Origin of the sequence: Mesorhizobium sp. M1307 (genome assembly GCF_040318155.1) — a bacterium.
In the GTDB taxonomy this organism is placed as follows: Bacteria; Pseudomonadota; Alphaproteobacteria; order Rhizobiales; family Rhizobiaceae; genus Mesorhizobium.
Genome location: NZ_JAMYLR010000011.1, coordinates 155,742 through 177,830, shown reverse-complemented (window position 1 = coordinate 177,830; position 22,089 = coordinate 155,742). Strand labels below are relative to the sequence as shown.

Annotated in this window: 21 protein-coding genes and 3 pseudogenes; 18 read left to right on the top strand and 6 right to left on the bottom strand. The window is 61.9% G+C overall.

Features of this window, described 5'->3' with window-relative positions; translation table 11 throughout:
• Nucleotides 1-3: 3 nt before the first annotated feature.
• Both NKH16_RS16010 and NKH16_RS16005 read left to right on the top strand, forming a co-directional pair.
• A complete protein-coding gene (locus NKH16_RS16010; protein WP_352900376.1) occupies nt 4-351 on the top strand; it encodes a response regulator in 348 nt (115 codons plus the stop codon).
• A gap of 13 nt (nt 352-364) precedes the next feature.
• The gene (locus NKH16_RS16005) at nt 365-1,513 is read left to right on the top strand and encodes an adenylate/guanylate cyclase domain-containing protein (RefSeq protein ID WP_352449188.1); all 1,149 of its coding nucleotides are present in this window, start codon (nt 365-367) and stop codon (nt 1,511-1,513) included.
• 282 nt (nt 1,514-1,795) lie between these two features.
• Here NKH16_RS16005 and NKH16_RS16000 read toward each other — a convergent pair whose 3' ends face one another.
• On the bottom strand, nt 1,796-2,308 hold the full coding sequence (locus NKH16_RS16000) for an OmpA family protein (RefSeq protein WP_352449189.1): 513 nt from the start codon (nt 2,306-2,308) through the stop codon (nt 1,796-1,798).
• 10 nt (nt 2,309-2,318) lie between these two features.
• The gene (locus tag NKH16_RS15995) at nt 2,319-2,978 is read right to left on the bottom strand and encodes a L,D-transpeptidase (protein ID WP_352449190.1); all 660 of its coding nucleotides are present in this window, start codon (nt 2,976-2,978) and stop codon (nt 2,319-2,321) included.
• A gap of 267 nt (nt 2,979-3,245) precedes the next feature.
• On the opposite strand from NKH16_RS15995, the gene NKH16_RS15990 reads away from it, so the two are divergent.
• Nucleotides 3,246-4,379: an aminopeptidase gene (locus NKH16_RS15990; protein ID WP_352449191.1), complete on the top strand. Its 1,134-nt coding sequence runs from the start codon at nt 3,246-3,248 to the stop codon at nt 4,377-4,379.
• 159 nt (nt 4,380-4,538) lie between these two features.
• On the opposite strand, the gene NKH16_RS15985 is transcribed toward NKH16_RS15990, so the two are convergent.
• On the bottom strand, nt 4,539-4,772 hold the full coding sequence (locus NKH16_RS15985; protein WP_352900373.1) for a hypothetical protein: 234 nt from the start codon (nt 4,770-4,772) through the stop codon (nt 4,539-4,541).
• Between the two features lie 320 nt (nt 4,773-5,092).
• Between NKH16_RS15985 and NKH16_RS15980 the strand changes: the two are divergent.
• Nucleotides 5,093-5,700: pseudogene (locus NKH16_RS15980) on the top strand (enolase C-terminal domain-like protein); the annotation flags it as partial.
• Between the two features lie 138 nt (nt 5,701-5,838).
• Nucleotides 5,839-6,087, top strand: a pseudogene (locus tag NKH16_RS15975) (glutathione S-transferase family protein); the annotation flags it as partial.
• A 55-nt stretch (nt 6,088-6,142) separates the two neighbouring features.
• Here NKH16_RS15975 and NKH16_RS15970 read toward each other — a convergent pair.
• Nucleotides 6,143-7,813, bottom strand: a complete 1,671-nt coding sequence (locus NKH16_RS15970) for an FAD-dependent oxidoreductase (protein WP_352900371.1) — start codon at nt 7,811-7,813, stop codon at nt 6,143-6,145.
• A gap of 162 nt (nt 7,814-7,975) precedes the next feature.
• On the opposite strand from NKH16_RS15970, the pseudogene NKH16_RS15965 reads away from it, so the two are divergent.
• The 5 genes and pseudogenes from NKH16_RS15965 to NKH16_RS15945 form a co-directional block, all read left to right on the top strand.
• Nucleotides 7,976-8,221: pseudogene (locus NKH16_RS15965) on the top strand (SAM-dependent methyltransferase); the annotation flags it as partial.
• Nucleotides 8,222-8,298: 77 nt separating this feature from the next.
• Nucleotides 8,299-8,595: a DUF718 domain-containing protein gene (locus NKH16_RS15960; protein WP_352449193.1), complete on the top strand. Its 297-nt coding sequence runs from the start codon at nt 8,299-8,301 to the stop codon at nt 8,593-8,595.
• Between the two features lie 813 nt (nt 8,596-9,408).
• Complete coding sequence (locus NKH16_RS15955) at nt 9,409-10,764, top strand: selenium-binding family protein (RefSeq protein WP_352449194.1); 1,356 nt, start codon at nt 9,409-9,411, stop codon at nt 10,762-10,764.
• A complete protein-coding gene (locus NKH16_RS15950; RefSeq protein WP_352449195.1) occupies nt 10,761-11,132 on the top strand; it encodes a 2Fe-2S iron-sulfur cluster-binding protein in 372 nt (123 codons plus the stop codon). The genes NKH16_RS15955 and NKH16_RS15950 overlap by 4 nt, the downstream gene beginning before the upstream one ends.
• Before the next feature lie 5 nt (nt 11,133-11,137).
• Nucleotides 11,138-11,587 (top strand): CoA-binding protein, encoded by a 450-nt coding sequence (locus NKH16_RS15945; RefSeq protein WP_031212498.1) that lies wholly within the window; start codon nt 11,138-11,140, stop codon nt 11,585-11,587.
• Between the two features lie 57 nt (nt 11,588-11,644).
• Here the strand turns inward: NKH16_RS15945 and NKH16_RS15940 are convergent, their stop codons facing one another.
• Both NKH16_RS15940 and NKH16_RS15935 read right to left on the bottom strand, forming a co-directional pair.
• Entirely contained in the window at nt 11,645-12,868 is a 1,224-nt protein-coding gene (locus tag NKH16_RS15940; RefSeq protein ID WP_352900367.1) for an NAD(P)-binding domain-containing protein, read from the bottom strand.
• Nucleotides 12,869-12,927: 59 nt separating this feature from the next.
• Nucleotides 12,928-13,485: an OsmC family protein gene (locus NKH16_RS15935; protein ID WP_023679231.1), complete on the bottom strand. Its 558-nt coding sequence runs from the start codon at nt 13,483-13,485 to the stop codon at nt 12,928-12,930.
• Nucleotides 13,486-14,820: 1,335 nt separating this feature from the next.
• Between NKH16_RS15935 and NKH16_RS15930 the strand changes: the two genes are divergently transcribed.
• The 8 genes from NKH16_RS15930 to NKH16_RS15895 all read left to right on the top strand — a co-directional run bounded on the left by NKH16_RS15930 (nt 14,821) and on the right by NKH16_RS15895 (nt 21,990).
• The gene (locus NKH16_RS15930) at nt 14,821-15,432 is read left to right on the top strand and encodes a cupin domain-containing protein (RefSeq protein ID WP_352449197.1); all 612 of its coding nucleotides are present in this window, start codon (nt 14,821-14,823) and stop codon (nt 15,430-15,432) included.
• Between the two features lie 116 nt (nt 15,433-15,548).
• Entirely contained in the window at nt 15,549-16,487 is a 939-nt protein-coding gene (locus NKH16_RS15925) for an ABC transporter substrate-binding protein (RefSeq protein WP_352449198.1), read from the top strand.
• 74 nt (nt 16,488-16,561) lie between these two features.
• The gene (locus tag NKH16_RS15920; RefSeq protein WP_352542621.1) at nt 16,562-17,359 is read left to right on the top strand and encodes an ATP-binding cassette domain-containing protein; all 798 of its coding nucleotides are present in this window, start codon (nt 16,562-16,564) and stop codon (nt 17,357-17,359) included.
• Nucleotides 17,356-18,360 carry an ABC transporter permease gene (locus NKH16_RS15915; RefSeq protein WP_352900362.1) on the top strand — a complete coding sequence of 335 codons (1,005 nt, stop codon included), beginning with the start codon at nt 17,356-17,358 and terminating at the stop codon, nt 18,358-18,360. The genes NKH16_RS15920 and NKH16_RS15915 overlap by 4 nt, the downstream gene beginning before the upstream one ends.
• A 4-nt stretch (nt 18,361-18,364) precedes the next feature.
• Entirely contained in the window at nt 18,365-19,453 is a 1,089-nt protein-coding gene (locus NKH16_RS15910; protein WP_352900360.1) for a phosphotriesterase family protein, read from the top strand.
• Nucleotides 19,454-19,480: 27 nt separating this feature from the next.
• A complete protein-coding gene (locus NKH16_RS15905) occupies nt 19,481-20,251 on the top strand; it encodes a glutamine amidotransferase (protein ID WP_352900357.1) in 771 nt (256 codons plus the stop codon).
• A 3-nt stretch (nt 20,252-20,254) separates the two neighbouring features.
• On the top strand, nt 20,255-21,163 hold the full coding sequence (locus tag NKH16_RS15900) for a ribokinase (protein ID WP_352900354.1): 909 nt from the start codon (nt 20,255-20,257) through the stop codon (nt 21,161-21,163).
• Nucleotides 21,160-21,990, top strand: coding sequence for a BtpA/SgcQ family protein (locus NKH16_RS15895; protein ID WP_352900351.1), 831 nt, complete (start codon nt 21,160-21,162; stop codon nt 21,988-21,990). The genes NKH16_RS15900 and NKH16_RS15895 overlap by 4 nt, the downstream gene beginning before the upstream one ends.
• The last annotated feature ends 99 nt before the right edge of the window (nt 21,991-22,089 follow it).

Here is a 22,089-nt window from a genome sequence, read left to right as displayed (position 1 = left end):
CTTATGGTGGAAGACACCGAGGACAACCGCCAGATCATCCGCGATCTCATTGCCACCACCGAATACGAACTGATCGAGGCGGCGGACGGCGCCGCCGGCATCGCTGCAGCGGGAGCGCACAGGCCAGACCTGATCCTTATGGACATTCAGCTCCCGGTGATCGACGGGTATGAAGCGACCCGCCGCATCAAGGCCGACCCGGCGCTGCGGCACATTCCGATTATCGCGGTCACCTCCTACGCGCTGTCGGGCGACGAGGCGAAAGCCCTTGCTGCTGGGTGCGATGGTTACATTGCCAAGCCATTCAGTCCGCGCCAGCTGCTTTCCGAGATTCGCGGGTTCCTTTCTTGAGGGAGGCAGCGCCTTGCACGATCCGCCTCGCATTCTCGCAGTCGACGATACTCCGGAGAACCTCGAGATCCTGCGCATGCGCCTCGAGGCGAATGGCTACGAAGTGGCGACCGCCGCCGATGGTGAAGAGGGGTTTGCAAAAGCTCGCGAACTCACGCCGGATCTGATCCTGCTCGACATCATGATGCCGAAGCTGGACGGTATCAGCGTGGTTCGCCTGCTCAAGCAGGACATCTCCCTGCAGGCGATTCCGGTCATCCTCGTCACCGCGAAGGCCGATACGCGTGATGTTGTCGAGGGGCTGGACGCCGGGGGTGACGACTACCTGACAAAGCCCTTCGAGCACAGGGCGCTGTTGGCGCGGGTGCGCTCGATGCTGCGCCAGAAGGCGCTTCACGACACCGTCGCAAGCCAGGCCCAACAGCTTCAGGATCAGGCCGCGCAGCTTTCCGATTGGAACCGCTCGCTCGAGCAGACCGTGGCGGAGCAGGTGACCGAGATCGAGCGAATGGGCCGGCTCCGACGGTTTCTGCCCGCGCAGGTCGCCGACCTCATCGTTGCGGCGGGAAATGGCGATGCGCTTCTGCAAAGTCACCGTCGCGAGGTGACCGTTGTCTTTTGCGATTTGCGCGGCTTTACGGCCTTCGCAGAGACCGCCGAACCCGAAGAAGTCATGACAGTTCTTGCCGAGTATCATTCCTGTCTTGGTGAACAAATTGTCCGCCACGAGGGGACTCTCGAGCGGTTCGTGGGCGACGGTATCGTCGTGGTTTTCAACGATCCACTGCCGTGCGCCGACCATACCGAGAGGGCCGTGTCTATGGCCGCGGCGATGCGCGATGCGATTGACGGGCATTCAGAGCAATGGCGCAAGCGGGATTACTTGCTCGGCTTCGGAATCGGCATCGCTCGGGGCCATGCAACCATCGGGCGGATCGGTTTCGATCAGCGCGCCGACTATGCGGTAATCGGCACTGTGTCGAACCATGCGGCTCGATTGTGCGAAGAGGCGAAGGCTCGACAGATTCTCGTCAGCCAACGGGTGTTCGGCGCTGTCGAGTCGCTGGTCGAATCCGTTCTTGTTGGCGAACTTACGCTGAAGGGCTTTCGCCGCCCGATGCCTGCCTATGAAATCGTGCGGTGGATCGGTCGGCCAAGCTAGCGTTAGACGCATTCCGGCTTCTTTCGGACGATGCGGCGCGTCGAACCGCCGGCACAAAGCAGCCCCAGCCATCGACCGATCTCCAGTTCGCCGCAACGGGGGAAAGCGGTCGCTCCGCGAGTAACAACCCAATGGCAGCCTACGCAAATAAAGCCTGTTCACTCGGATGTCTGCTTTTGGGATGCGGCTATGGCGTGCTCGATGACCGACATTAGGCGCAAAGCAGCCATGCCGCCGTCGCGTGTGAGACTCTGCTTCGGGCCACAAGCAGAACAGCAGCCCCTACGGCTCGTCCCTCTCATCGCGCAAATTAGACACAACGCGGCGGTTCTGCGACCTGCAGGCGGTGTCGGGGCACTCGCGGACGAGCCTGTCCTTGCCGTAGCCCTTGGCCCACATGCGGTTGCGGTCTATGCCGCCGGCGGCGAGGTAGTCCATCACCGCATCGGCGCGCTGCTGCGACAGCGCCATTTCACTTGCGCCGGGATCGTCTGCGAAACCCTGCAGCTTGAGCAGCCAGCGCGGATGCTTTGCTAGCCAGGCGATCTGGGTGTCGAGGGTGGCCTTGGCGACAGAATCGAGCGCGGCCGAACCTTGCGTGAAATAGGTGCGGCGGCCGACATTGAGGATAAAATCCTCCTCGCTGCCCGGCTGCACATTCTGGAAACCGGCAACCTCGGTGTTGGTGACGTCGGGCGTGGAAGGGGCCAGCGTGTTGCTGGTCGAGCAGGATGCGGTCAGCAGCAGCAGGCCGGCGGCGAGCAGCCGGCGCGTGTTTTCAATGATGCGGTTCATGAGGCGCCAATCATTCGACAGTGGTGGAAGCGGGCGCCTGGTCGGCGATGTGCGGCAGGACCTGCACCCCGGTGCCGATCGGGCAGCGCTGGTAGAGGTCGATGATGTCTTCCGGAAACATGCGGATGCAGCCGCTGGAAGCGTCGGTGCCGATGCTCCATGGCTCCAGCGTGCCATGCAGGCGATAGCCGGTGTCGGCGCCGTCGCGGTGCAGATAGAGCGCGCGCGGCCCGAGCGGATTGTTGGACGCGCCGCCTGCGATCATGGGGGGTAGCTCCGGCCTGCGCTTGCGCATTTCGGGGGGCGGGACCCATTGCGGCCACAGCGCGCGGCGGTCGATCGTCGCGCGGCCGTACCATTTGAAGCCGTCCTTGCCGACGCCGACGCCGTAGCGGATGGCGGTCTTGTTTTCCATGATGACGTAGAGGAAGTGGTGGCGGGTATCGACCACGACGGTGCCGACAGGCTCGCTGCTGAAATACTTGACGATCTGGCGATGCCATCTCTTGTCGATCTTGGCGAAGTTGGTCTTGCGATAGACAAAATTGTTGTCGCTGGCGGTACCGGCGAAAAAGGATTTTGCCGCCGCGGCTTGAGCAATATTGCTGGTTGCACCCACCGCGACCAGCGCCAGGCCGCCGAGCACGACACCCCTGCGTGATAAAACCATCGGCAATATTCCCCCTCATGCCAAAAGCCTGGCGGACCATAGTTGAGAATTACTTCGCCTCAAAGTGGAAAATGCTGCGTTGCTTCAGTCCGCCGTGTCCGGACATTCGGCAATTTGGCGGCGTGTGACCGAATTGTGACAATCTTGCCGAGGACGAACGTCTAGCCTAAACCCCATCCAGGATCTTAACCAAATTGGCGCGACGGTTTCGGACCGGGCGTAGTTGCGACATTTGCCCTATCCGGACGTGTGAGCGATGCTGTGGGCATGATGCATGCTTTTTTTCGTTCGGTTGCTGCGATGATCGTGATGTCCGGCGTGGCAGGTTGCACCAGCATTTCCTACTACGCACAATCCCTGAAGGGTCACCTGGAGATCATGGCGGCGCGGCAGGATGTAGGAAAGCTGATCGACAATCCTTCGACCCCTGGGACATTGCGCGCTCGAATGGCATCGGCGAGCGCCATCCGACAGTTTGCGATAGATGAACTAGCGCTGCCGGACAACAATAGCTACCGCAGCTATGTTGACGTTGGTCGGGACGCGGTGACATGGGCCATCTTCGCAGCCCCGGAATTCTCGCTGACGCCACGAACATGGTGCTTTCCAGTGTTTGGATGCGTTCCGTACCGAGGATACTTCTCCAAAAGGTCTGCGATTGAAACCGCTGTCGAACTTCAGAGACAGGGCCTGGACGTCTATGTGACGGGCATCACTGCATATTCCACACTCGGCTGGTCAAGTGACCCGCTGCTAAGCACCATGCTCAGCCAAGATGAAGCGGGTCTTGCAGGGCTGGTGTTCCATGAGCTGGCCCACCAGCGCGTCTACGTACAGGACGATTCCGGGTTCAACGAGGCGTTCGCTACCGCTGTCGAAACAACCGGTGTAAGAAAATGGCTGCGCGCGAATGGGGATACTGCCGGTTTGCGCCGTTACGAAGCCGACCGGAGGCGCAGAGCTCAATTTCTTGCGCTGGTGTCGCAGACCCGAGACGAGCTAAAGCACGTCTATGACGACAGCGCTACCTCTGAGCAAAAGCGGGCCGCAAAGATAGCCGCGATCGAACGGCTGCGGATGCGCTACCGAGAGATGCGCGACAGTCGCTGGCATGGATACCGGAGGTACGATGTCTGGTTCGATTCTCCGATCAACAACGCGAAGCTCGCCGCGACTTCCGTCTACGGCGATCGGGTGGCGACGTTTCTCCGCTTGTTCGATTTGTGTTCGGGCGACTATCCACGATTTTTCGCGTCGGTTCGATGGATAGGAGCGTTAGACAAATCTGACCGCGCCGAAGCGCTCAAGGCGGCAGATTCATGCGATGGATCCGGTCAAATCCGCAAGCCAGAAGCGGCGAATCGGTCGCTGATGTACTCGGCAGCCGGAGCAGGTGATTGAATTGACCATTTGTCGGCCGATTTCCTAAGTGCTTTGACGTCGGCGGGGCCGGAAGCCGCATGCCGGCCTACAGAAGCCAAAAGCGGACTTGCCTGAACTCCCCGCGGGATCTTGGACCACAATGATTGCCGGCGGGCCGTGGCGCCTTAGCGTGCGCCCCTACGAGGCCGAAAACCTCACGCTCACGCCGCGCTGCCGAAAATAAGCCTGCATTAGCTTGCGGCCCGAACGGTTGTTCTGCGCCAGCCTGGTCGGATCGAACACCGCTTGTTCTATCCCCTCTCGCGCCAGCGCTGCTTTGAGCGCCGCGATATGTGAGTCGATGTCGGCATTGTTCACCCGGAGCGATGCATAGATGCTGTCGGTCGCCTCGGCCACGGTCGGCTCGCTCACGGGTGTACTCCTTTGGCTATTCGGGCGGCGGCTTAGCACAGATCAGCGGCTTCGCCGATACGGATAAGACGGCTAGATGGGCGGCAACAGTGTTCCTTGGGGTCGGCTGTGAATCATGGGTTCCGCCTGAGTCGGAGATCGCAAGCCATGTCGACACGAACGAGTCAGGAGGATTGGACGCACACGTTCGAGTATCCGAGCTTGCCTGCCGCGACGCGGGCGGGGGATGGCTCCGCCCGGGCGTAGCCTGAGGAAGTTCACCTCAAATTGCTCTTCGGAAACAGCACGCGATCGGGTTTTGCATTCATTCGCGCCAGCATTGCCTGGGCGACAAAGTCGGCCTGGCGCTAGACTGCGGCCCGGGCTGGATGCTGCCCGATGCGATCAAGTTCGCTCGCGCGGTCGAGAAGTACAATTTGATGTGGCTCGAGGACATGCTGACCGGCGACTATGTGCCGTGGGTCAATCCGCAGGCCTATCGGGAGCTGACCACCGCCACCCCTCGACGCCAATCCATACCGGCGAGCAGATCTACCTGCGGCACAATTTCAAGGAGCTGATCGAAACGCAGGCGGTGCGCGTCATCGGCCCCGATCCGGCCGATATTGGCGGCATTGCCGAGCTCAAATGGGTCGCCGAGCACGCCTGTATGCACTCGATCCTGATGGCACCGCACGGCACCGCGAACGGCCTTCTAGGCCTCGGCGCGCTGATCAATGTCTGCGCCACGCTGCCCGCCAACTACATTGCGTTCGAATACCCGAGCGCCTCCGACCCCTGGTGGGAGGACCTCGTAATCGGCCTGCCGTCGCAGATCGTGAAGGACAGCATGGTGGACCTGCTGCAAGCGCCGGGGCTGGGCCTCGACATCGACGCCGAAGCAGCCAGGAAGTATCTCCGGGAAGAGGATGCAGGCTTCTTCGACTGAACCATGCTTGCGCCACCGTGCACCGCGCGAACCGCTTCACGCAACCTGTCATCCGGAATGACCGTTTCGGGGCCGGAAGCAGACGGTCCGGTTCTCGAACGACCTAGTCAGAAAACTGCCCTTCCGCTGACGACCCGCGACGAGACCTGGCATAAGCAACGCCTGCCCATGGTCGAGGATCGCATTTGTGGCCGGCTGGGCGAACTTTCCGATCGCCTGGGCAATGCCGACTGGCTCGATGGTGCGTTCAGCGCCGGTGACCTTCTGATGGTGGCGGTGCTGCGCAGGTTGAACGGATCGGCTATACTGGACGAACATCCGAACCTCTCCGCTTATATAGCCCGCGGCGAAGTGCGGCCAGCCCTCAAGCGTGCTTTCGATGCTTAATTGGCGGTTTTCACGCCGCATCGACCGGCTGATGACATTCTGGTTACTTCACCCTCTAGCTTTGGTTGCGGTCTACTTTCTCTTCATTGGCCAGATACTGGTGGACGAAGGCGATGGCCATGCTGCCCTCGCCGACCGCCGAGGCAACGCGTTTGACCGGGCTCAGGCGTACGTCGCCGCAGGCGAAGATGCCGGGCGCGCTGGTCTCGAGCAGGTAGGGGTCGCGGCCATGCGACCAGAGCCCGGCCTTCTTCACGTCGTCGCCGGTCAGCACATAACCGCGTGCATCGCGCGCTACGTCGGCCGGCAGCCACTCGGTCTCGGCGTTGGCGCCGATGAACACGAACAGCCCGCCGCATTCGTGCCGGCTCACCTCGTAGCCGGTCTTGTCGAGAATGTCGATCGCCGTCAGGTGCGTCTCGCCGTGCACGGCCTGGACTTCGGAGCGAAGCTGGACCTTTACGTTGGATTTCGCCCTGAGCTGCTCGATCAGATAGTGGGACATGCTGTCGCCAAGCGAGGGGCCGCGCACCAGCAGCGTCACGCTGCGCGCATGGCCGGAAAAATGCATCGCCGCCTGGCCGGCCGAATTGCCGGCGCCGATCAGGTAGACATCCTGCCCATGCGTGCTGCTCGCCTCGCTGCGCGCGGCGCCATAATAAACGCCTTTGCCGATCAACCGGTCGAACCCGTCGATGGCAAGACGGCGCCAGGCGACGCCGGTTGCCAGGATGAGGCTGCGGGCGCGCACGACATCGGTGCCGTCGAGCACCACCTCGTGCGTCGTCGGGTCAATGCCGGCGACCGAACGGGTGACCAGGATTTCGGCGCCGAGCCGCTTTGCCTGCTGCAGCGCGCGGCTGGCAAGCTCGTCGCCGGAAATGCCGCTTGGAAAGCCGAGATAGTTCTCGATGCGCGAGGATGTTCCCGCCTGCCCGCCAGGCGCCTCGCGTTCGACGACGATGGTGCGCAGCCCCTCGGAGGCGCCATAGACCGCAGCCGCAAGACCGGCCGGTCCGCCGCCGATGATCGCGACGTCGTACTCGGCGCCGCGCGGGCGCGTCTGCAGCCCGAGGCGAATGGCAAGATCGCGCACGGCGGGTGCTTCGATAATCTCCCCGTCCGCCAGCCGGGCAACGGGACCATCGAGAGCCGGCCTGCCGAGGGCAGACCAGAAAGCCTCGGCATCCGACGTGTCGGGCAACAGCCAGGTGAACGAAATCTGGTTGCGGGCCAGAAACCGGCGCAGTTCGCCGCACGCCGTGTCCCAGCGATGGCCGACCAATGTGACGCGCGGCCTCTGCGGCTCGGCAGTGACGCTTTGCAGCCCGCCCATCCGCTCGCGGGCAAGCGCGCTGACCTTTTGGGCCACGTCCTTTGAAACCGCGGCGATGGAATAATACTGCTGAACCTCGATGCGCATGACGCGGGAAGATTCGGCGGCGCGATAGCCACCGGGAAATCCCGAGCCAAGCGCAATCGGCACCTCGCCGAAGATCGTTCCCGGCAGACGCCAACCCAGCGTTCGCTCGATGCCGTCGAAGGTCTTTAGGACTTCGATCTTGCCGGCGAGAACCGCAAACAGCGCGGCCTCTCCACCCTCGTGAATCGCGAACTCTCCGGGGCTGAGGTGAAGATCGGCCGCTGTCCGCGCCAGCCGCTCCAGCTCTGCCGCCGGCAAACCCGAAAACAACGGGATCGCTCCCACTTCATCACTTGTCAGCATGGCCCCTCCGCGGGAGCCAGTTAGCGTTGTTTTTTTGTCGTGATCAATAAAAAAGCGAGGCGGAGCCGCGTTTTGGCAGAGAGCGCAACCTCCCCGTTGTTGTACCGTTGTTGTGGGGGAGATCGGCAGCCTCGACGCCATGCCACGCATGCTCGTAGCTCGCTCAAGCCGGACGGCACGTGGATGATCGTCGAGCCGTTCGCGCACGATCATCTGGCTGTTAACCCGGTCGGGCGCGCCTATTATGCCGCCTCCGCCTTTGTGTGCACGCCCGCGTCGCTGGCGCAGGATGTCGGGCTCCGGGGCTGGCGCCCAGGCCGGAGAGGCAAGGCTGAGGGAGGTCGTCACCAGCGGTGGCTTCACCGCTTCCGCCGCACCGCAGAGACGCCGTCCAACATGGTGCTGGAGGCCCCCCGTAGTAGGATGGCTGCCGCAGGAAGATTGCTGCTCAAAAAAGTTGCTGCTCCAATCGATCGCAGGAAGCTATGACCGCCTACAATGTAGTCCGCTTTCGCACAAAGCCAAACATAGAAAAGGCCTTCGTCGAAGCGCACAAGACTATCGCGCTCAACGCGACAGGCTTTCGCAAGGGCGCCCTGATCAAGACTGGCGAGCCCACATTCTGCTTTGTCGGCGAGTGGCAGGACATGGACAGCCTCGCCGCCGCGCGGCCGTCGATGATCGGCATTCTCGACACGTTCCGCGATATGCTCGAAGACCTCGGCGGCGACCTCGGCCTTACCGACCCGGTCTCGGGGGCAGTCGTTGCTGAGGTAAGCTGAGGCAGGCTCGAGTTAGCGAAGGCCGGCCGAACTCCCAGGCGATCAACCAAAAAGGCAGAGCAGGTTTTGGCGGATGTAGCCAAGCGACAGAGGTTCGTGCCGGAATTGGTCGGGCGTCTGACGGGCTGTAGCGGCTGAGCCGGAGGCTTGGGTGGCCTCAGCCCGCTGCGTGAGGATTCACCGCGCGCTACGGTTTTTCTCTGCTTCGGATGATCCAAGCGGACAACGGTCCGACGAAGACACTGTCGGCGAGTGCTCGTTCCTCCGCACTCAAAGAACCAGGCATCGTGCACGCAGTGCTGGGTTCGCTCAGCAGCGTCGAGGTAGCGATTGCAAGGAGACTTGCTCTCATTTTGCACACCCGCTCAGACCCCACACGCATTGCGCCGATGGGTAGCTCAACCTGATAGGATGACCATGCGCGATTGCGATTGAGGATCAGGTAATGGCCGGAAGCGGTCCGATCGATTGCGGTAAGCGCGCGAGAATGCAGACATCCAATCCGGGGTTCGAAGTCTCGAACTGACCCAACCCAGACGTTCCCGACCGCTGGAATACTGTCTTGAAACCGTGGAAAGAAGCCGGAGGCTTTCACTTGGGCTTGGTCCAGGCACTGCTCTCCGATCACTCCGCCAACGTTCCCTCGGGATAAGAAGCTGGCGTTGGGTGGTCCCACAGGGCTCTGTCGCCAAGTTGTACGTCACGTGCGCACTTCACAAGCCACCCCGGCCATAGCGCCAATGCCAAGCATGCACTAACATTCCAGCTTGCCCCTTTGGGGCTGGCCAGTGATCTGTTCAAAGGGAAGTACCCATGACCAATCATTGCTGTGGACCGGGCTATGCTTCTCCAGCCGAGGCGATGACGGCACCTCGCGAAAAGCTGCTCTATACGATTGCCATCTACACCGGCACGGGCATTCAGAAGCCGGACTATCTGTGCACCATTGATGTCGACCCGGAGAGTTCGACCTACAGCCAGGTGATTTCGCGTTTGCAAATGCCGGGTATTGGCGATGAGCTTCATCACTCGGGCTGGAATGCCTGTTCGTCGTGCCACGGCGATGCGAGCAAGGAGCGGAAATATCTGATCGTGCCGGGTGTGCGCTCGTCAAATCTGCATATTGTCGATTGCGGTACCGATCCGCGCAGCCCGACACTGTTCAAGGTGATAGACGGCGCTGAAATCAAAGCCAGGACTAACCTGTCGGCGCCACACACGGTGCATTGCCTCGGCTCGGACATCATCGTTTCCATGCTTGGTGACGCCCAGGGCAATGCCCCCGGCGGCTATTTGCAACTCAGCAAGGAGTTCGAGATTGTCGGCCGCTGGGAAAACTCCATGGGCAGGATCAAGTTTGGTTATGATTTCTGGTACCAGCCGCGACACAACGTAATGGTCAGCTCGGAATGGGCCGCGCCCAATACCTTCATGCCTGGCTTTGACCTGGAAGAGGTTGGTCATCTGAAATATGGCCGAGAGATCCATTTCTGGGATTTTGAAAAGAAGGAGCCAAAGCAAACATTCTATCTCGGTGAAGATGGCTTGATCCCACTGGAAGTGCGATTCCATCATAACCCCGACAGCAGTCACGGCTTTGTTGGCGCGGCCCTTTCTGCAAATATCATCCATTGGTGGAAGGACGCGGCGGGTGACTGGCAATGGGAAAAAATTGTCGATGTCGGCAATGAGCCGCATCCCGAATGGCCGATACCAATACCGGGCGTGATCTCGGTCATTCTGCTCAGCATGGACGATCGATACCTCTATATGTGCAACTGGTTGCATGGCGACATTCGTCAGTACGACATCTCGGACCCTCACAACGCCAAGCTTACCGGACAAGTGTGGATGGGCGGACTTCTCGGCCGTGCGCCTGAGGTCAATGGCGTGAAAGTGACTGGCGGGCCTCAGATGATACAGCTCAGCCTCGACGGCAAGCGCCTTTATGTGACGACCTCACTCTTCTCGACGTGGGATAATCAGTTCTATCCCGAAATCCGCACCAATGGCGGATGCATGCTGATGGTCAATTGCGATACGGAAAACGGCGGCATGGAAATCGATCCGCTATTCGTTGTTGATTTTGGTAAGGAACCAAATGGACCAAGCCGCTGCCACGAAACCCGTTATCCCGGGGGTGATTGCACGAGTGACATCTGGGTATGACCTGCTTCACCATCATTCTCGCCAATCAAGGCGGTGCGGCCTTTGACGTCGATCACCGTAAGCCCCTCTTGCAAAGCTTGCGCGAGCAGGGCGTGGATCTGCCGTATGGGTGCAAGTATGGCGGCTGCATAACCTGTGCGGCCAAAATAATCAGCGGCAAAGTCGATCAAAAAGCGCAGCGGGCGCTGAACAACCGCCAGATCAACAATGGCTATATAATCCTCTGCGTCGCCCGCCCTATGAGCGACTGCACGCTGGAGGTCGGCGTTGAGAGCCACGACAAGCTCTATCGCAACCCCTTCCTTGACCCGCTGGCCGCTCATGAATTGAAAGCCGATATTGCGACCCCGTTGGAAGCAAAGAAATGACCCATATGAATCATGATGAGCCCTATTCGGAGGCTTACCTGCAAGACATTCTGAAATCGGTCAAAACCATCGCGATGGTTGGGGCCAGCCCCGATAAAACTAAATTTTCCTATGGGGTACTCAGGGTGCTGCACGAAATCGGCTACGACATGATCCCGGTCAACCCCAGTCCCGGTCTGGATGAGATTCGAGGGCTTAAGGTGTACGCGTCACTAGCGGCCATCGACCGGCCTGTGGATATGGTTGAGGTTTTTCGCCGCTCCGAAGATCTGTTGGAAGTTGCACAGGAGGCCATCGCAATCAATGCCAAGGTTCTGTGGGGTCAGATTGGGGTGCGCGATGACGCTGCCGCCCAGTTGGCGGAGGAAGCGGGCTTGAAAGTGGTGATGAACCGCTGTCCCAAGATTGAGTTGTTCCGCCCCTTCTGGAAGCCAAAGCTGCATTTGGGAATATGACTGCAGGGGCGCAGAATTCGGGGTTGTCGCGGCAACCAACCTGTTCCCTCTGGAGTCTCAGACGTTGATCCCGAGGTACGATGCCAGATGATCGCTGAGATCACGCGCGTCGTCGCCAGCGCCGTCGATCAGCGCAGACTTGCGGCGGCGCAGAAACTGCGTCCCCATCAGGTACAGGCCCGGATGTTCCGCTACACCGCCGTCGTGACGGACGTGGCCCTTGCGGTCGAGGACCGGCAGTTCCAGCCAGGAGTAGTCCGGCCGGTAGCCGGTGGCCCAGATGATCGTCCTGATCGCGCCTCCGGCAAGATCGAGGCCGAGCGGCGGGTTCTCCTCGACACGGGTCGGCGGCGGGCGATCCGGCGGCCCGACCGTAGCGTCCAGGCCGTTGGCGCGCGCCCATTCGTCGATGACGTCGAGCAGCCGTGCCATCTTGAGATCGGAAAGCGCGCACATGTTGCGCAACGACCCCGCAAACTGGGCCTTGCCGTCTTCGGTGATGCCGGCAAGACGACCGATGAGCCGGACGCCGAGGTCGTTGAGCGCATTGAGGTCGAGGGTGATGCGGTCGGGCGTGCCGGCAAGCTGTAGCGAAGGAACCCGTCGCGCCCGCCTGATGTCGTCCACCTCGTCGTAACGCTCGTCGAGCACGCCGGCGGCGTCCATCCACCATTCCAGGTCCTTGCCGCGATAGACGCGGGGCGCCCGGATGTGCTCGCCCACCGACAGGGTCACTTGACGCCCCGAACGCTGCAGCTCCTGTGCGATCTGGGTGCCGCTCGACGACGCGCCCACCACCATCACGCCACCGTCGGCGACCTGACCCGGATTGCGGTAGGACTGTGCCGTCAGCATGGCGACCGACGGCGGCACGCGGCTGGCGACGTCGGGCAGGCGCGCGATGTTGCACGCGCCCGACGCCAGCACGACGGTCCGACACCGCCACTCGCCGCGGTCAGTGCGCACAAGATATCCCGCCCCGTCGCTGCGAACCGAGGTAACGGTCGAGTGGGTTCTGACCGGAGCCGAGATCGCCTTGGCATAGTTCCCGAGGAAGTCGATCACCTCAGGCATCGTCCGGTAGCCGTCGGGATCGTCGCCGTCATAGCGGAAGCCCGGCAGCCGGCTCTGCCAGTTCGGGGTGAGCAGCCGCAGTGAATCCCATCGCTCGGTGCGCCAGGTATGGGCGATCTCGCCGCGCTCCAGCAGCACATGGTCGATAGAGCGCTCCGCGAGGCAGCGGCTCATCGCGAGCCCCGCGTGCCCCGCGCCGACGATCACTGTGGTGACGGAACTAATCGCACCCTCTCATCAGGAGAGTCTACGGTTCGAAGCGCCTTTCAATTCACCACGACCGTGACGTTCGTCGGATTGGTGACAATGTCATAGACCGCCGACCGCTTCTGCGACTGAGCGACGATAGCCTCGATGTCCTCGCGCTTGGCGTCGGCGTCGATGTTGTATTTCACCGTGATGCCGCTGAAGCCGTTGCGCACGTCGCTGTCGATGCCGAGTATTCCGGCGAGATCCATGTCGCCTTCGATGGTCGCCTTCACCGACTTCAACTGGATGTTGCGGTTCTGGGCAACCGCGGCGATGCCGGCGGTCAGGCAACTCGCCAGTCCGACCAGCACGTATTCGACGGGCGTGGCGCCCTTGTCCTGGGAAGCGAAGACCTCCGGATGGTCTGCGTCGAATGTGAAGGTGGTCTTGCGATGCTGATCCTCGCCGAGACCGTAGAAGCTCTCGACCGACGAGTGGCTGTGGGTGCCATCCTTCCATTCGCAGGCCGCGCGCCACTTGAACTGCGCTGCCTCCGGGGCGTTGGTAAGCGCTTCGCGTGCGCCGAGCAGCGCCTCTACGTTAACGCCGTTGTTTGCCTGTACTTCGGAAGCCATAATTATTATCCTCCCTACCTTGCACTGGCTCAAAAACCCGACCGATCTCACTGACCTCTCGATCAGATTTCACCATGGCGCGGCATGCTATGGGCCGCGAAGCGTTTCTTCAAGTTGTTTCCGCAGCGGAATGTTCGCCCTCGTGTGCCGAGTTGTGCCTTTGCAGGCTCTGGCGCGACCACGACCTTCAGCGTGGTCAATTGCAGTGTCTGCTTCCGGGCGGAGGCAAAGTTCGCCTCTATGGCCGACATCAGGCGCAGAGCAGACGGTCCGGTTTCCAACCCGGAGCGACAAGAGCTGACCTTTGGTCGGCGCAAGTGTCGTCCTGACGTGACCCAATGCGGTCTTCCGTTGCGAGCGTTGCTGAAGCTGCGTTAAGTCGGTCGGAGGCCAATGGTATTTTCAATGGAACGCTAATATACATGGAAACCCCAACGAGCAGCGCCTGCCAGATACTTGAGGAATGCCATGCGAAGGCTCATCTTCACGGCGATGTGTATCGCCGCCGCAACAGCCGCTAACGCCCATGATTGGTACGAAGATAAGATTGACCCACAGACCAAATTCAAGTGCTGCGGCGGTTCAGATTGCCGCGCCATACCTCGGTCTTCGGTGCGGTCCAGGGTAGACGGCGGGTACACTTATTTGCCGCATAATTTCACCATCCCACGGGACCGTGTACAGGAATCCCCGGACGGGCAATACCATATCTGCGAAAATAAATATGTTGTAACCAACCAGCTGTATTGGCGTTGCTTCTTCGCACCTCGTGTCGATGTGTCTATCCTTCTAAAGCATTAACCGCGCGTCGCTTCCGCAACTTACATCAGCAAGGTGCTAGTTCATTAATTCTGTTGGACTTTCTTCAAAATTGCCGAAGCTCAAGCGGCTGCGCGACTGCCCCCAGGATTTCATTGGATACGTCGCGGCTATCGAGAGCCTGCGCGCCCTGGGCGTAACTCCATGGGGCGCTGCCGCGGGTGACTTCTGGGCGCGCTCCGCAAATTCGGGGACAGTCCAGATTTTATCGTGTCGGCGCGGCCGTGGTTGTGTAGATTGGCTGCGTGGCCCGCCTTGCCCGCATTGTCGTTCCAAGTCCACTCGCCACGTGACGCAAACGCGGTAACGGCTGGCGATTTCGACCACGATGGACAGCCAAGCGATAGGGATAACTGGCGCGGGATCATTCAGCAGGTTCATGCGGGAGCGGCATTCGCCGGATGAGGTAGCTGCGGCTGCAGTCTCGAATTTGACGCATCAGCACTTGCAAATCGTCAGCCGAGGTCTTTTGCTCGCGCGATAGTTGCCCTTGACCGTTGAATGGTTGGCGAACAGATGAACAAAATCGATCGACGGCGGCCAGAATCAGAAACGGACGCCACCATAAATGCCGCAAGACTTGGAACTCGGCTGCGCCTCGCCCGCCAGACACGCGGCATGACGCTGAAGACGCTGGCCGCGGCTGCGAATTGCTCGGAAAGCCTGCTGTCCAAGATCGAGAACGGCAAGGCTTCGCCGTCCCTGCCCATGCTCCACCGTCTGGTCGAGGTTCTCGACACCAATATCGGCTGGATGTTCGAGCAAGTCGACGACGACGAGGCGATCGTATTCCGGGCGGGCGCAAGGCCTTTGATCGCGCTCGACGCGCTACGGCGTGGCGAAGGAATTTCGCTCGAACGCATCATCCCGTATTCGCCTGGCCACCTCTTACAATGCAACATCCATCACATCGAGGCAGAGGGCTCGAGCGAAGGTCCGATCCAGCATGCCGGCGAGGAAGTCGGCTACGTGCTCGCCGGGCGGATCGAACTGATCGTCGACGGCAAGAGCCATGCTCTCGCCACCGGTGATGCCTTCGTGTTCAGGTCGGAGCTGCCGCATCATTACCGCAACATCGGCGAGGAACGCGCTAGCATTTTCTGGGTCAACACGCCGGCGACTTTCTGAGCAACGCTCTGCGTTCATTTGGATTGACAAATATTCAAGTCTCTTGAATGCTTGCCTCGTGCCTGTAGCACCAACGGGACCAGCCGAGGTCTGGTCCGCAAGCAAGGGGAACCGAAATGCGTCTGTTCAAACTTCTCGCCGGCTGTGCCGCCGCCATTGCCATGGGCTCGGCAGCCATGGGATCGGCGCTTGCCGATACGTTCGCTCTCGTCAACATCAACCAGCAGGCCCTGTTCTTCAACCAGATCAACGAGGGCGCGCAAAAGGCAGCCGACGCCGCTGGCGCCAAGCTGGTCATTTTCAACGCCAACAATGTGCCGAGCGCGCAGAACGACGCGATCGAGAACTACATCACGCAGAAAGTCGACGGCATCATTCTGGTCGCCATCGACGTCAACGGCGTCAAGCCTGCGATCACTGCAGCCAAGGCGGCCGGCATTCCCGTCATAGCCATCGACGCGCAGATCCCCGACGGCGACAATATTTCGTTCATCGGCGTCGACAACACCAAGGCCGGCGAGGACATCGGCAAATTCTACGCCGACTATGTGAAGACCGATATGGCCGGCAAGGCCAAGATCGGTATCGTCGGCGCACTCAATTCATTCATCCAGAACCAGCGCCTCGACGGCTTCAAGAAGGCGGTGACCGAAAGCGGCCAGGCCGTCACCTTCCTCGACACGGTCGACGGCCAGAATGTTCAGGAGACCGCCTTGAGCGCTTCGGAAAACCTGATGACCGCCAATCCGGACATGAACTCGCTCTATGCGACCGGAGAGCCGGCCTTGCTCGGCGCCGTTTCGGCGGTGACCAGCCAAGGCCGCACCGGCGACGTCAAGGTGTTCGGCTGGGATCTCACCAAGCAGGCCGTTCAGGGCATCGACGACGGCTGGGTGGTGGCGGTCGTGCAGCAGGATCCGGCCGGCGAAGGCAAGGCCGCGGTCGAAGCGCTGGGCAAGATCAAGAAGGGCGAGAAAATCGACCCGATCATCAATATCCCGGTGACGATCGTGACCAAGAAGAATGTCGACCAATATCGCGCGATGTTCAAGTAAACTGCGTCGGCGACCGAGCCGCGGCGCCGCCCGAGGCTGCGCCGCGGATCCCTTGCAATCGCGTGGAATTCCAGATGAGCAGTGGCCAGACCTATCGGGTGCGGATGAGCGGCATCTCAAAGCGCTACAACGCCATCCAGACGCTCGATGACGTGTCGCTGACGCTGAAGCCGGGCGAGGTGCTGGGGCTGGTCGGCGACAATGGCGCCGGCAAGTCGACATTGAGCAAGGTGCTGTCGGGGGCAGTGGTTCCCGACGCCGGCACCATCGAGATCGACGGCAAGCCGGTGATCTTCAGCTCGCCGGCGGACGCACGTGCGGCGCGCGTCGAGATGGTCTACCAGGACCTGTCGCTCTGCGACACGGTCGATGTCGCCGGCAATCTGTTTCTCGGCCGCGAGCCGCGCCGCCGCATCGCAGGCATTTCCTTTCTCGACAAGAAGCGCATGCATGACGAGACGCGCCAGATGCTCGATCGGCTCGGCATCGTCATTGCCGATACGCGGCTCAAGGTTGAAAACCTCTCAGGCGGGCAGCGCCAGTCGATCGCGATCGGCCGCGCCGCCTCGTTCGAGCCGGCGGTGCTGATCATGGACGAGCCGACGGCAGCGCTTGCCGTGGCCGAAGTCGAGGCGGTGCTCGAACTGATCCGCGCGGTCAGTGCGCGCGGTGTCAGCGTCATCCTGATCACCCACCGGCTGCAGGATCTGTTCCTCGTCTGCGATCGCATCCAGGTCATGTATGAAGGGCGCAATGTCGCCGAACGGCTGATCGGCGACACTAATATCGAAGACGTGGTCAATCTGATCGTCGGCCGCAAGTTCAGTGCGCGTTCCGCCACCAATGGCTATCGCGGTGGAGCGCCGGCATGAGCGACGCGATCCACACCGCCCAGCCCTCACGAATACGCAGGGGCACCTGGCGCGATGCGCTGCTCGCCAATGGCAGCGTCGTCTCGATCGCGCTGTTCTTTCTGGTCGTCTGCATCATCTTCTCGGTTGCGACCGACGCGTTTCTGACATCGCCCAATCTGTTGAACATCCTGCGGCAGTCGGCGCCGCTGCTGATAGTCGCCGCGGCAATGACTTTCGTCATCACCACTGGCGGCATCGATCTTTCGGTCGGCTCCGTGCTGGCGCTGGTGGCGACGCTGTCGGCGACGCTTTTGCAGTTTGGCCTGCCGTGGCCAGTCGTTATCCTCGCCATGTTGGCGCTCGGTGCCCTGCTTGGGGCGGTACAAGGCTATTTCATTGCCTATGAGGGCATCCCGTCCTTCATCGTCACGCTTGCCGGGCTTTCGGTGATCCGTGGCGTGGCGCTGCTGATCACCGGCGGCTATTCCATCCCCATCGAGCCCGGAAGCGCTTTCACCGTGCTGGGCCGCGCCTGGTTCCTTGGCGTGCCGGTGCCGGCGCTGATCGCGCTGGCGATCCTGGCCATCGCCTATCTCGCCTTCAACGAGACGCCATTCGGCCGCTATGTCACCGGCATCGGCGCCAATGCCGAGGCGGTGCGGCGCGCCGGCGTCAACACGCGGCAGACGACGCTCTTCGTCTATGTGATTTCCGCCTCCGCGGCAGCCCTTGCCGGGATCATCATTGCTGCCCGGCTTGGATCGGGATCTTCGAATGCCGGCCAGGGTTTCGAGCTGGAAGTCATCGCCGCCGTCGTGCTCGGCGGCACCAGCCTGTTCGGCGGCCGTGGAACGATCATCGGCACGGTGCTCGGCGCGCTGACCGTGGCCGTCATCGGCAACGGCCTGATCCTGGCGCATCTGTCGCCTTTCCTGACGCCGATCGTCACCGGAACGATCATCCTGATCGCCATCTGGCTGAACTTCCGCCTGTTTCGCGGCGCGGTGCGGAGCCGTTGAGCCGATGAGCGATCTGTTCGATGACGCGGTGCCCAGGCGACGGCTGCCAATCGGCGTCGAAACCGGCCATGTGATGACCGTGCTCGGCCCGGTTCCGGTCGAGGAGATGGGCATTACGCTGATGCACGAGCACATCTTGCTCGATGGTGCGCGCAGCTGGAAATGCCCCTGCCATCCCGATGACATGGCGATCGCCGAGCAGCCGGTGAACATCGAGATCATCGGCGAGTTGCGCATGAACCCATACGTCAACCGCGACAACGTCTCGCTCGACGACGCCGACCTGGCGCTGTCTGAGCTGCAGCGCTATCGCGCGCTGGGCGGCCACACCGTGGTCGATGCCACCAATATCGGCATCGGCCGCGCCCCCGAAAAGCTCGCTCGCATCAGCCGCATGTCCGGCCTGAAGATCGTCATGGGCACCGGCTTCTATCTCGAGCACACCCATCCCGAATGGCTGAAGGCAATGGATGTGGACGCCGTGACCGAGTTCATCGTCAACGATGTCGGCGGCGGCGAGACGCAGCCGCCGATCATGGCCGGGCTGATCGGCGAGGTCGGCGTCAGCAAGGATTTCACCGCCGAGGAACGAAAGTCGCTGCGAGCTTCGGCACGCGCCTCGCGCATAACCGGCGTGCCGCTGTCGATCCATCTGCCTGGCTGGGAGCGGCTGGCGCACGAGGTGCTCGATATCGTCGAGGCCGAGAGCGCCGATCTTCGCCACACCGTGCTCTGCCACATGAACCCGAGCCACGACGATCCCGACTACCAGAAAAGCCTCGCCCGGCGCGGCGCGTTCCTCGAATACGACATGATCGGCATGGACTATTATTATGCCGACCAAGACGCGCAATCGCCCTCCGACGAAGAGAACGCACGCGCCATCGCCGCCCTTGTCGAGGCGGGCTTCGGCGACCGCCTGCTGTTGTCGCAGGATGTGTTCCTCAAGATCATGCTGACGCGCTTCGGCGGCTTCGGCTATGGCTATCTCCTGAAGCATTTCATACCGCGCCTAAAACGCCACGGCGTCGAGCAGCCGGCCATCGACCGCATGCTGATCGCCAATCCGAAAAGCGTATTCGCGCGGCTCTAAGCGGCCTGGAATTACACTGGAGTTCAAATGTCCAAGAAGAAGATCCTACTTGCCGGCGAATCCTGGGTGTCGACCGCGACCCATATCAAGGGTTTCGACCAGTTTCCGACCGTTACCTACCACACCGGCGCAGACGAGTTGCTGGGTGCGCTGAAGGCGACCGACTTCGACGTCACGTTCATGCCGGCGCACGAGGCGCAGCGCGGCTTTCCACAGACCATGGAGGCGCTGTCGGCCTATGACGGGGTCGTGCTCTCCGACATCGGCGCCAACACGCTGCTGCTGCATCCCGACACCTGGGTCCACTCCAAGCCGACGCCGAACCGCCTGCGCCTGCTCCGCGATTACGTCAGCGGCGGCGGCGGTCTATTGATGTTCGGCGGTTACTACAGCTTCCAAGGCATCAATGGCGGCGCGCGCTACCGCAAGACGCCGGTCGAGGACGTGCTGCCGGTGAATTGCCTGGCCTACGACGACCGCGTCGAGGTTCCCGAAGGTTTTGCGCCGGTGCCGAAACCAGGGTCGAGCCATCCCATCCTCAGGGGCCTCGGCTCGGACTGGCCGATCCTGCTCGGTTTTAACGAGGTGACGCTGAAGGATGGGGCCGAGGTCCTGGCCAGCGTGTCGTCGGACTATGGCTCGCTGCCGCTGCTTGTCACCGGCCATTACGGCAAGGGCCGCACCGTGGCCTGGACATCCGATGTCGGGCCACATTGGCTGCCGCCGCAATTCATCGCCTGGCCAGGCTACAAGACCCTGTTCGAACAGATGCTGGGCTGGGCGACAGGTGAGAGCTGAGCCATGCATGTCCACGTCGTCGGCAATGCCTGCGTCGATACCGTGTTTCGCGTCGGCCGCTTCCCTGCCGCGGGCGAGACTTTGAATGCCGTGAGCTATGCCGACGGGGTCGGCGGCAAGGGCGCCAACCAGGCAGTCGCAGCAGAACGGACTGGTGCAGAGGTGACGCTCTGGACGGCGCTCGGCAAGGACCCCGCTGGCGCGTGGATCAGGAGCCGCCTCGACAGCGAGCTGTCCGACCTTGAGGTGAGCGAATTCGAGCTGCCGAGCGACCGCTCGACCATCGTCGTCGATAAAGGCGGAGAGAATTTCATCGTCAGCGGCGTCGCCTGCAGCGAAGCCTTCGATCCGGTGGCGCAAACAGCACTTGTCCGCTGGATCGCGCCCGGCGACATCCTCGTCTGCCAGGGAAATTTACGGACTGCCGTGACCGATGCCTGCCTCAGAGCGGCAAAGGGAAACGGTGCGCGCACCGTTCTCAACGCCAGCCCGATCAATGCGGCATCTGTTCCCGATCTTGGCCTGGCGGAGGTTTTGGTTGTCAATCAATCCGAGGCGAAAACCCTGACTGGCCGGGATGACATCGCGGCGGCGGCGGATGCGCTGGTAGCCGAAGGCGCCGGCACCGTCGTCATCACGCTCGGCGCCGCAGGCTGTCTCGTGTTTGGCCCGGGCCATGAAGAGCCGCTTCGTTTGCCGGCGCCGCAGGTCGAGGCGCTCGACACCAGCGGCGCGGGCGATGTGTTCTGCGGCTGTCTGGCCGGTGGGCTTGCCCGGGGCATGCCGGTCATCTCGGCGCTGAAGCTGGCGCTCGCCGCCGCCGCAATCGCCGTGACACGGCCGGGCACGCTGGCATCCTGTCCTTCCGCCTCCGAGATGGCGGCGCTCATCGATCAAATGGAGCTCTCATGACCCAGCTCGGCCAATCTGGCGGCGACGCGCTCGTGGACCTTTTCGGCCGCACAAAGGTGGTGATCGGCGTCGTTCATCTGGCGCCGCTGCCCGGCGCGCCGCGCTATGACGGCGAGGCTATCGAGGCGATCTACCAGCGCGGGCTCGACGACGCCAAGGCCTATCTCGACGGCGGCTGCGACGGCGTCATCGTCGAGAACCATGGCGACATCCCCTTCGCCAAGCCTGATGATATCGGCCCGGAGACGGCGGCCTATATGGCGGTCGTTTCCGACCGCATCCGCCGCGAACTCGGCAGGCCGATCGGCATCAATGTGCTGGCCAATGCCGCGATCCCGGCCCTGGCGATCGCCAGCGCAGCCGGCGCCGGCTTCGTCCGAGTCAATCAATGGGCGAATGCCTACGTCGCCAATGAGGGCTTTGTCGAAGGCGAATCGGGCCGCGCGGCACGCTACCGCGCCAGGCTGCGCGCCAACGGCATCCGCATTTTCGCCGATGCCCACGTCAAGCACGGCGCACACGCCATCGTCGCCGACCGCCCGGTGGAGGAACTGGTCAAGGACCTGGTCTTCTTCGAGGCCGACGCCATCATCGCCACTGGCCAGCGCACCGGTCACGCCGCGGATTTGGGCTACATAAGTATGATCAAGCAGGCCGCCGGCCTGCCGACGCTGGTCGGCAGCGGTGTCACGCCGGACAATGCCAAGGATATCCTCGACATTGTCGACGGGGTCATCATCGCCAGCGCGCTGAAGCACGACGGCGTCTGGTGGAACCAGGTCGACTCTGCTCGAGTAAAGGCGTTCATGGGTGGTCTGAAGCGATAGCTGGACTACCCTACCGAGGGGCTTGGGGTCCAGCTTGATCAGAGACGACGGACGGGCCCAGGATACTGCTCGACCAGATCGTCGACGGTCAGCAAAGTA

What these genes read in the sequence shown, in the direction of transcription:
- NKH16_RS16010 (WP_352900376.1), top strand. Translation starts at nt 4, where the DNA reads ATGGTGGAAGACACCGAGGACAACCGCCAGATCATCCGCGATCTCATT.
- NKH16_RS16000 (WP_352449189.1), bottom strand. Translation starts at nt 2,308, where the DNA reads ATGAACCGCATCATTGAAAACACGCGCCGGCTGCTCGCCGCCGGCCTG.
- NKH16_RS15995 (WP_352449190.1), bottom strand. Translation starts at nt 2,978, where the DNA reads ATGGTTTTATCACGCAGGGGTGTCGTGCTCGGCGGCCTGGCGCTGGTC.
- NKH16_RS15990 (WP_352449191.1), top strand. Translation starts at nt 3,246, where the DNA reads ATGATGCATGCTTTTTTTCGTTCGGTTGCTGCGATGATCGTGATGTCC.
- NKH16_RS15970 (WP_352900371.1), bottom strand. Translation starts at nt 7,813, where the DNA reads ATGCTGACAAGTGATGAAGTGGGAGCGATCCCGTTGTTTTCGGGTTTG.
- NKH16_RS15960 (WP_352449193.1), top strand. Translation starts at nt 8,299, where the DNA reads ATGACCGCCTACAATGTAGTCCGCTTTCGCACAAAGCCAAACATAGAA.
- NKH16_RS15955 (WP_352449194.1), top strand. Translation starts at nt 9,409, where the DNA reads ATGACCAATCATTGCTGTGGACCGGGCTATGCTTCTCCAGCCGAGGCG.
- NKH16_RS15950 (WP_352449195.1), top strand. Translation starts at nt 10,761, where the DNA reads ATGACCTGCTTCACCATCATTCTCGCCAATCAAGGCGGTGCGGCCTTT.
- NKH16_RS15945 (WP_031212498.1), top strand. Translation starts at nt 11,138, where the DNA reads ATGAATCATGATGAGCCCTATTCGGAGGCTTACCTGCAAGACATTCTG.
- NKH16_RS15935 (WP_023679231.1), bottom strand. Translation starts at nt 13,485, where the DNA reads ATGGCTTCCGAAGTACAGGCAAACAACGGCGTTAACGTAGAGGCGCTG.
- NKH16_RS15930 (WP_352449197.1), top strand. Translation starts at nt 14,821, where the DNA reads ATGAACAAAATCGATCGACGGCGGCCAGAATCAGAAACGGACGCCACC.
- NKH16_RS15925 (WP_352449198.1), top strand. Translation starts at nt 15,549, where the DNA reads ATGCGTCTGTTCAAACTTCTCGCCGGCTGTGCCGCCGCCATTGCCATG.
- NKH16_RS15920 (WP_352542621.1), top strand. Translation starts at nt 16,562, where the DNA reads ATGAGCAGTGGCCAGACCTATCGGGTGCGGATGAGCGGCATCTCAAAG.
- NKH16_RS15915 (WP_352900362.1), top strand. Translation starts at nt 17,356, where the DNA reads ATGAGCGACGCGATCCACACCGCCCAGCCCTCACGAATACGCAGGGGC.
- NKH16_RS15910 (WP_352900360.1), top strand. Translation starts at nt 18,365, where the DNA reads ATGAGCGATCTGTTCGATGACGCGGTGCCCAGGCGACGGCTGCCAATC.
- NKH16_RS15905 (WP_352900357.1), top strand. Translation starts at nt 19,481, where the DNA reads ATGTCCAAGAAGAAGATCCTACTTGCCGGCGAATCCTGGGTGTCGACC.
- NKH16_RS15900 (WP_352900354.1), top strand. Translation starts at nt 20,255, where the DNA reads ATGCATGTCCACGTCGTCGGCAATGCCTGCGTCGATACCGTGTTTCGC.
- NKH16_RS15895 (WP_352900351.1), top strand. Translation starts at nt 21,160, where the DNA reads ATGACCCAGCTCGGCCAATCTGGCGGCGACGCGCTCGTGGACCTTTTC.